Here is an 8216-nt window from a genome sequence, read left to right as displayed (position 1 = left end):
GATCATGACCCACACCCATACCGTGGCGAAGGTGGCGATCGAGGCGATCAGCACGAACACGTCCTTCGGGATCAGGGCATTCAGGACAACCCCCACCAGCAGGATGCCGCCCATCATCACCACGGTCATCCAGGGGACGCCGTGCCGGGAGACCCTGCCGAAGCTCTTGGGCGCATGCCCCTGCCGGGACAGGCCGAAGAGGATGCGGCCGGCGCCGAAAATGTCGCTGTTGATGGCGGACAGTGCGGCCGTGATGACCACGGCGTTGAGGATGTGCGGGGCCGCCGGGATGCCCAGGCCATCGAAGATCTGCACGAACGGGCTGCCGTTGCTGCCGATCTCATTCCACGGGAACAGGCTCATCAGCACGCCCAGGGTCAGCACATAGAAGAGAAGTACGCGCACGGGCACGGTGTTGACGGCCTGCGGGATGACCTTCTTGGGGTTCGCGGCCTCACCTGCTGTGACGCCGATCGTTTCGATCCCGCCAAAGGCAAACATCACGACGGCGAACGCGGCCAGCAGGCCCTCGAAACCGTTCGGGAACAGGCCGCCGTGGTTGACGAGGTTCCCCAACCCCGGTGCCACGCCGCCGCCGTCGCCGGCTTGGAAGCCGAACGCCACGATCGCCGCGCCGCCCGCGATCATGGCGATGATCGCCACCACCTTGATGAGCGAGAACCAGAATTCGAGCTCGCCGAACACTTTGACGCTGAGTAGGTTCATGGCGCCCAGGAACAGGATGATGGCCAGGATCCAGATCCAGCGGTCCACCTGCGGGAACCAGAATCCCATGTAGATGCCGAAGGCCGTCACGTCGGCGATCGCCACGATCGCCATTTCGAAGACGTACGTCCAGCCCGTCACGAAACCGGCGAAGGGGCCGAGGTAGCGGCTGGCGTACTGGCCGAAGGAGCCGGAGACGGGGTGGCGGACGGCCATCTCGCCCAGGGCGCGCATCACCATGAATACGGCTGCGCCGCCGATGATGTACGCCAGGAGCACGGCGGGGCCGGCCTTCTGGATCGCGGAAGCGGAGCCGTAGAAGAGGCCCGTGCCGATGGCTGAGCCGAGGGCCATGAAGCGGATGTGGCGGACGTTGAGGCCGCGGTTGAGAACGGTCTCGACCATGCCGTCGACGGCCCGTACCGCGGGCGTCCTGACGGCTGTTGGGGATTGCTGCATACGAATACCTTCTCGTCATTGGGAGGGGGATCGTTAACCAGCAGACCATTTCCGGGCCCGTTGTGATGGGCCTCACGGCACATCACTGTCTCGGTTCTCAGACGATGAGAAGCCTGCTTGACGGGCGCTTCGCCGGCGGCCGGTGGCGAAAAGTCAAAGACTCTTGACGTGATGTCAGATAAGTTTTACATTGCCAATGTCAGCTTTGTTTTACACGGGAGCGGAAAATGTCCTTCGAAGAGAAGAGCGCCTGGATCATGGGTGTGCTCGCGGCCGGTACGTATGCGGCCTACCTCGTCATCGTTTTCGGGATGGCCGCGGGTGCTCCGCTCGCCGAGGTCCCCTATGTGGCTCCGATGCTGTGGACCATCGGGGCATCCATTGCCGTGTCCATCGTGCTCCACATCCTGATCCGGATCGCCTCGCCCAAGGACGCGGGCAAGGACCAGCGCGACAAGGAGATCTACCGCTTCGGCGAATACATCGGCCAGTCGATCGTGGTCATCGGTGCGGTGGCGGCGCTCCTCATGGCAATGGCTGAGTTCGGCCACTTCTGGATCGCCAACGCGATCTACCTGGCGTTCGTGTTGTCCGCAATCCTTGGCTCCGTGGCCAAGATCGTCGCCTACCGGAGGGGGTTCCAGCCATGGTGAAGCCCACCCGCGTCACCAACTCCATCCGCGCCCTCCGCTTCGCCAGCGGGGAAATGACCCAGGCGCAGCTCGCGGACAGCATCGGCGTGACCCGCCAGACCATCATCGCCATCGAACAGGGTAGGTATTCGCCCTCCCTTGAGATGGCATTCCAAATCGCCCGCGTGCTCAACGTGCCGCTTGACGAGGTGTTCCAGTACCCGGACAGCGAATTCCCGGACAGCGAAGGAGAAACGCCATGAAAGCAATCGTTCAGGACAACTACGGCGAGGCCGGGGTGCTCAGGCTCGAGGACATCGACAAACCGGTGCCCGGCGCCAGCGAGGTCCTCATCCGCGTCCGTGCGGCCGGCGTCGAACAGGGCGTCTGGCACCTCATGACGGGCCTGCCCTATCTGGCCCGCGCGGCGGGCTCCGGGCTCAGCAGGCCCAAGGACCGCGTCCGGGGCAGGGAAGTCGCAGGGCAGGTGGAGGCCGTTGGCCCGGACGTGACGCAGTTCCGGCCCGGCGACGAAGTGTTCGGTACCTGCGGGGGGTCCTTCGCCGAGTTCGCGTGTGCCCGGGAGGACAAGCTCGCCCTGAAGCCGGCGAACCTCAGCTTCGAACAGGCCGCGGCCGTGCCCATCTCCGGCGTCACCGCCCTCCAGGGCCTCCGCGACAGCGGGAACGTGCAGCCAGGCCAGAAGGTCCTGGTCATCGGTGCCGGCGGCGGCGTGGGATCGTTCGCCGTGCAGCTGGCGAAGGCGTTCGGCGCCGAGGTGACGGGTCTATGCAGCGCCGGCAAGGCGGATCTTGTGCGCTCGCTTGGCGCCGGGGACGTCATCGACTACACGCGCGAAGATGTGGTGGACGGGGCGCGACGCTACGACCTGATCCTCGATACCGCCGGCAACCGCCCGCTCTCGAAACTCCGGCGCGCACTCACTCCCCGCGGGACACTCGTGATCGTCGGCGGTGAGGGCGGTGGCCGCTGGCTCGGCGGCTTCGACCGGGCGCTCCGGGCTCCCCTCCTCTCCCTGTTCGTGAGCCAGAAGCTGCGCGGACTGATATCCCTGGAACGACAGGCGGACCTGCGGGTCCTGGCGGAGCTGATCGAGGCCGGCAAGGTCGTCCCGGCCATCGGCAAGGTCTTCCCCCTGGGCGAGGCGCCGGACGCCATCCGGTACATGCGCGGGGGAGGCGCCCACGGGAAGGTGGTAGTCACTGTTTGAGGCGCGGTCCAGACGATGGCCAAAGCTCATATAGACTTCCCGCAGACAGCTCCGGAGTTTTCCGGACGGGCGTCGCCGCGCACCCTTTTGCCTGCAGATGCCGCGCGCTGATTCGCTTTCTTTGGGGGAATTCTTGATCTCTGCGTTCCGTCGTGCGCGACGCCGTTGGACTGCTGCTGTTGCCGTTTCGGTGATCGGCACGGCATCGCTCCTGTTCGTCGCCCCTGCCCACGCCTACGACATGCCGGCCTTCGCGCTTCCGCACGCCTCGTCGGCTCCTGTGCCGTTCCTGGAACGTGCGGAAGACGCTGCCGGTGTCCTTGAGCTGTGGAGGACGGGTGGCCCGGCCACGCGCGCGGCGGCGAAGTTTGCTCTGGTGGGTGGCGTGGAGGCCTTGGACAAGTTCCTCCACGCAGGAGCATGGGGCGACGCCGGACAGGACGTCGCGCTGCAGGCTGACCGCAAGCAGTTGGTCACCGAGCTGACGGAGCGCGGAAGCGCGCATGTGCGCGCTTCCGCCACAAAGATCCTGGCTGCCTCGGCAACGGATCCGACGGCGATCGACAAGTTCCTTGCTGAGGGCTGGGCCAATTCCTGGCAGCTGGACCTGCGTATCACCGCTACGTACTTCCTGGACTCGGCTGTCCCGGGGATCCGGCGGGCCGCATCCGCCAGCCTCGACGCGGGCGGTGCCGCGGTTGAGAAGTTCGTGCTCTACGGCTGGAAGGGGACCGCAGAACTCGAGGACAGGATCGCTACATATCAGCTGATCGAATCCGGTTCCGCCAGCGTCAGTCTTGGAGCGCAGGCCGCCCTCGATGCGAATGACCCGGACACCGTTGCTGCCTTCCTCCGCTATGGCCAATTCGTGGCCGCGGATCGCGACACGGAAACCGCGGCGGTCGTCAAGCTTCTGGAGCAGGTTAAAGCCGACGCAGCCTCCGGACCCAGCGACCCCGCGGCTTTCGCGCAACGGGCGGGGACCGCCGTCGCGCTTGCCCGGACAACTGCCGCCACGGCGCGGACGGCGGACACTGCCCGGCTGGTTGACGAGCGTGACTTCCGCTCTGCGCAGGCCATGCCGGAGCGGGCAATCGACAATGCCGAAATCGCGGCAGACGAGGGCGCCAAGGCCGCCTATGGGGAGGCGGCTCTTGAACTACCAGGGCTGCTGGCGACGCTGACTGTGCCTGGAGTCGATCTGGATGCGCACATCAAAGAAGCCCGCCAGGCCACCTTGGATCTGGCGCTCACTGGCGGCCCTGAGGTGAAGGAGGCTGCCGAGGCTGCCCTCCTGGGCGGCGACTCCGTGATCAAATCCTTCATCGCCAACTACCCGGAGGTCCTGAAGCGGAACGAGCCTTCTCTCGTCGACGACCGCCAGCGGGTTTTCCAGTCCATCGACGGCGATGGCGACCGCGTAGATGAGGCTGCCAAGGGCGCCCTTGCCTCGGGCAACCCGGCCCAGGTCAGGTACTTCCTCGAGTATGGACTTGCCAGCGCGCAGCATCTGGACAACGCCATTCTGGCCACGTACCTTCTGGAATCCGACGGCCAGGAGCTTCGGGCCGCCGCGAGCGTGGCGCTCGATGGCAGCCGGGCTGGCCTCCAAACATTCGCCACCGCCGAACGCTTTGCCGCAGCGGAGCGGGACGCGGCGACGGCGGCGCACGTGGCGCGGATCGACGCCATGATCGCCGAACTGGCGCGGATCGCCGACCAAGCAGAGCTCGACGCCCGCACGGCGGCCGACACGGCCAAGGCTGCTGAAGCCGCGCGGCAGGCTGGTGCAGGCAGCTCGGGTCAAGCCGCCCCGCTGGTCGATGCATCCCAATCGGCCGAAGCAGCCCCCGCGGTGGTGCCGTGGCCCCCTGCGTCTGCTCCCGCCGTCGTACTTGCCGAAACTGGCTCCGCACCCGAGGCTGAAGCGCTTCCCGGTGGCCTGCCGACCGTCCAAGCCCCGCCTGCCATTCCCGCAACGCCGAGTGACGCCGTGGCAGTGGAAGGGCAAAACCCGGAATCCGCCAGCCCGCTGGTCAGTACGTCCTCTGAACTGAACTGGTGGACCATTGGGCTGATCGTGGCGCTGGTTGCTGCAGCGGCCGGCGCCATCACGTCCGTCGTGCGCCGCAAGGCCAAAGCCTAAGGGCCACGTGGCTGCCGCGGTAGCCAGTCAATACGCGGGTTGGAAGACGGACGCGTTTCCAGGATGGGTGGATCTTGAGCCGCGGCCCCTCCTTGATGGAGTCTGGCATTGCAGACAACTATGTGCTCTGATGGTCCTTCCGAGGCATTGCGCGCGGCGCACGCTTAAGTACGGGATCCCGGACATGCCGCACTGATGGTCGGTGCCGCGTTCCGGGGCAGTGCCGCAAACCGCCGCCACCCGTGTACTCGATGAGGAGCCATGACCATACAGCCGCCTACACCAGGCAAAGCCACCTCCAAGGTCCCCGCAGCGGAAAACACCCTGCGCATCCTGAAGCTCCTGGCCTCCCGCCGCGGGCCCATGGCGGCTTCCAACATTGCCACCGCGCTGGGCCTGCCCCGGTCCAGCGTCTACCACCTGCTGGGGGTCATGGAGGCCAATGGCTTCGTCCTGCACCTGCATGAGGAGCAGCGCTACGGCCTGGGCATCAGCGCCTTCGAGCTCAGCTCCGCGTATTCGCGCCAGGAGCCCCTGTCCAGACTGGGCCGCCCCTTACTGGCCGCCCTCGTGGATTCGATCGGCGAGAGCGCGCACCTTGCAGTGCTGCATGGCCGGGACGTGCTCTACATCGTCGAGGAACGCGCGAAAAACCGCCCGTCCCTGGTGACCGACGTCGGGGTCCGCCTACCCAGCCACCTCACCGCCAGCGGTCGCGCCATCCTGGCCGCCCTCCCGAAGTCCCAGGTGCGGGCGCTCTATCCGAATGCTGCCGCCTTCACGGCCCGGCACGAGACGGAATCGCCCATCATGAAGTACTCCGCCCTGTCCTCCCACCTGGACCAGGTCCGGCAGCGCGGCTTCGCCACCGAGCACGGCGAAGTGACGCCCGGTTTCGGTTCGATCGCCGCCGCCGTCACCGACCACCTGGGCTGGCCGACGGCGGCCGTCGCCGTCACGTTCCTGGAGGAGAAGCTGCAGGCCGAGGACTGGCCGGTGCTGGCTGCTCGCATCCAGAAGGCCGCCGACGAACTCTCGGTCCGGCTCCACGGCCGGCCGGCCCAGTAACGCTGCCCCAGCGCCTGCGGACCCACCCCGACTAGGTAGCAGCAAGTGTCGTTATGAGTTCTCAAAACGACACTTGCTGCTACCTAGTTGGGGGAGGAGGGCGGGTCTGTAATCCCGGACAGCACCCTTCCAAAAGCCATTCCGGGGGCCCCCTAAAGGGGCTTTAGTAGAGACAGAAGCAATTCCCACCCGACTTTCCACACGACGAAGGAGTCACCATGGCACCCGCAGATTTCACCACCGGCGCCCGCCCGGTCAAGGCCGCCCGCGGCACCGAGCTCACCGCCAAGTCCTGGCAGACCGAGGCCCCGCTGCGCATGCTCATGAACAACCTGGACCCGGAGGTGGCCGAGCGCCCGGATGACCTGGTGGTCTACGGCGGCACGGGCCGTGCTGTCCGGTCCTGGGCCGCGTTCGACGCCATCACCCGCACCCTGGAGACCATGGAGAAGGACGAGACGCTCCTGGTGCAGTCGGGCAAGCCGGTGGGCGTGTTCCGCACCAACGAGTGGGCGCCGCGCGTGCTGCTGGCCAACTCGAACCTCGTGGGCGACTGGGCGACGTGGCCCGAGTTCCGCCGCCTCGAGGCCGAGGGCCTGATGATGTACGGCCAGATGACGGCCGGGTCCTGGATCTACATCGGCACGCAGGGCATCCTGCAGGGCACCTTCGAAACCTTTGCCGCCGTCGGCAACAAGCTCGCCGCCGAGGGCCGCCACCCGGCACCCGCAGCTGTTGGCTCCACCGAGGGCCCGCTGGCCGGCACCCTGACCCTCACGGGCGGCTGCGGCGGCATGGGCGGCGCCCAGCCGCTGGCCGTCACCCTGAACGACGGCGCCTGCCTGATCGTCGACGTCGACGAGTCCCGACTGCGCCGCCGCGCGGGCAAGCGCTACCTGGACGAGGTCGAAACCGACCTCGACGCCGCCATCGCCAAGGTGCAGAAGGCCAAGGAAGAGCGCCGCGGCTGGTCCGTGGGCTACGTGGGCAACGCCGCCGAGGTCTTCCCCGAGCTGCTGCGCCGCCACAAGGCCGGCGAGCTGACCATCGACGTCGTCACCGACCAGACCTCCGCCCATGACCCGCTGTCCTACCTGCCCGAGGGCATCACCGTGGAGGACTGGCACCGCGAGGCCGAGGCCGATCCCGAAGGCTTCACCAAGAAGGCCCAGGCCTCCATGGCCCGCCACGTGCAGGCCATGGTGGAATTCCAGGACGCCGGCGCCGAGGTCTTCGACTACGGCAACTCCATCCGCGACGAAGCCCGCAAGGGCGGCTACGAGCGCGCCTTCGAGTTCCCGGGCTTCGTCCCGGCCTACATCCGCCCGCTCTTCTGCGAGGGCCTGGGCCCGTTCCGCTGGGTGGCCCTGTCCGGTGACCCGGAAGACATCGCCGTCACGGATGCGGCCATCAAGGAACTCTTCCCGGAGAACACGCACCTGCACAAGTGGATCGACGCCGCCCAGGAGCGCGTGGAGTTCGAGGGCCTGCCGGCCCGCATCTGCTGGCTGGGCTACGGCGAGCGCGCCAAGGCGGGCCTGCTGTTAAACCAGCTCGTCAAGGAAGGCAAGGTCAAGGCGCCCATCGTGATCGGCCGCGACCACCTGGACTCGGGTTCCGTGGCCTCCCCGTACCGCGAGACCGAGGCCATGGCCGACGGCTCCGACGCGATCGCCGACTGGCCGCTCCTGAACGCCCTGCTGAACACCGCCTCCGGTGCCACCTGGGTGTCCATCCACCACGGCGGCGGCGTCGGCATCGGCCGTTCCATCCACGCCGGCCAGGTCTCCGTCGCCGACGGCACGGACCTCGCGGCCCAGAAGCTGGAGCGCCTCCTGACCAACGACCCCGGCATGGGCGTCATCCGCCACGTCGACGCCGGCTATGACCGCGCCGTCGAAGTCGCCGCCGAACGCGGCGTCCGCATCCCGATGAACGAAGGCAAGTAACAGTG

At 67.3% G+C, this 8216-nt stretch carries 7 protein-coding genes; 6 read left to right on the top strand and 1 reads right to left on the bottom strand.

All coding sequences use genetic code 11. The features are described 5' to 3' along the window. Positions 1-1185, bottom strand: a 1185-nt coding sequence (hutT, locus tag J1902_RS13780; protein WP_207616886.1) for an L-histidine transporter HutT, incomplete at its 3' end; no start/stop codon positions are given. A gap of 227 nt (positions 1186-1412) precedes the next feature. Between hutT and J1902_RS13775 the strand changes: the two genes are divergently transcribed. From J1902_RS13775 to hutU, 6 genes are all read left to right on the top strand, one after another. After that, positions 1413-1838 carry a hypothetical protein gene (locus J1902_RS13775; protein WP_207616885.1) on the top strand — a complete coding sequence of 142 codons (426 nt, stop codon included), beginning with the start codon at positions 1413-1415 and terminating at the stop codon, positions 1836-1838. Continuing rightward, on the top strand, positions 1832-2080 hold the full coding sequence (locus tag J1902_RS13770; protein ID WP_207616884.1) for a helix-turn-helix transcriptional regulator: 249 nt from the start codon (positions 1832-1834) through the stop codon (positions 2078-2080). The genes J1902_RS13775 and J1902_RS13770 overlap by 7 nt, the downstream gene beginning before the upstream one ends. Then, positions 2077-3048, top strand: a complete 972-nt coding sequence (locus J1902_RS13765) for an NAD(P)-dependent alcohol dehydrogenase (RefSeq protein ID WP_207616883.1) — start codon at positions 2077-2079, stop codon at positions 3046-3048. The genes J1902_RS13770 and J1902_RS13765 overlap by 4 nt, the downstream gene beginning before the upstream one ends. Positions 3049-3181: 133 nt before the next feature. Beyond that, positions 3182-5194 carry an ALF repeat-containing protein gene (locus tag J1902_RS13760; protein ID WP_207616882.1) on the top strand — a complete coding sequence of 671 codons (2013 nt, stop codon included), beginning with the start codon at positions 3182-3184 and terminating at the stop codon, positions 5192-5194. 261 nt (positions 5195-5455) lie between these two features. Further along, the gene (locus J1902_RS13755; RefSeq protein WP_207616881.1) at positions 5456-6262 is read left to right on the top strand and encodes an IclR family transcriptional regulator; all 807 of its coding nucleotides are present in this window, start codon (positions 5456-5458) and stop codon (positions 6260-6262) included. Positions 6263-6480: 218 nt separating this feature from the next. Further along, the gene (gene hutU / locus J1902_RS13750; protein WP_207616880.1) at positions 6481-8211 is read left to right on the top strand and encodes a urocanate hydratase; all 1731 of its coding nucleotides are present in this window, start codon (positions 6481-6483) and stop codon (positions 8209-8211) included. Positions 8212-8216: the final 5 nt, after the last annotated feature.

Source organism: Arthrobacter cavernae, from assembly GCF_017368795.1.
GTDB lineage: Bacteria > Actinomycetota > Actinomycetes > Actinomycetales > Micrococcaceae > Arthrobacter > Arthrobacter cavernae.
This window is presented reverse-complemented; position numbering and strand designations above follow the sequence as displayed.

Bases quoted from the DNA above. Each gene is read 5' to 3' on its own strand.
- hutU (WP_207616880.1), top strand. From the start codon at position 6,481: ATGGCACCCGCAGATTTCACCACCGGCGCCCGCCCGGTCAAGGCCGCC.
- J1902_RS13775 (WP_207616885.1), top strand. From the start codon at position 1,413: ATGTCCTTCGAAGAGAAGAGCGCCTGGATCATGGGTGTGCTCGCGGCC.
- J1902_RS13770 (WP_207616884.1), top strand. From the start codon at position 1,832: ATGGTGAAGCCCACCCGCGTCACCAACTCCATCCGCGCCCTCCGCTTC.
- J1902_RS13765 (WP_207616883.1), top strand. From the start codon at position 2,077: ATGAAAGCAATCGTTCAGGACAACTACGGCGAGGCCGGGGTGCTCAGG.
- J1902_RS13755 (WP_207616881.1), top strand. From the start codon at position 5,456: ATGACCATACAGCCGCCTACACCAGGCAAAGCCACCTCCAAGGTCCCC.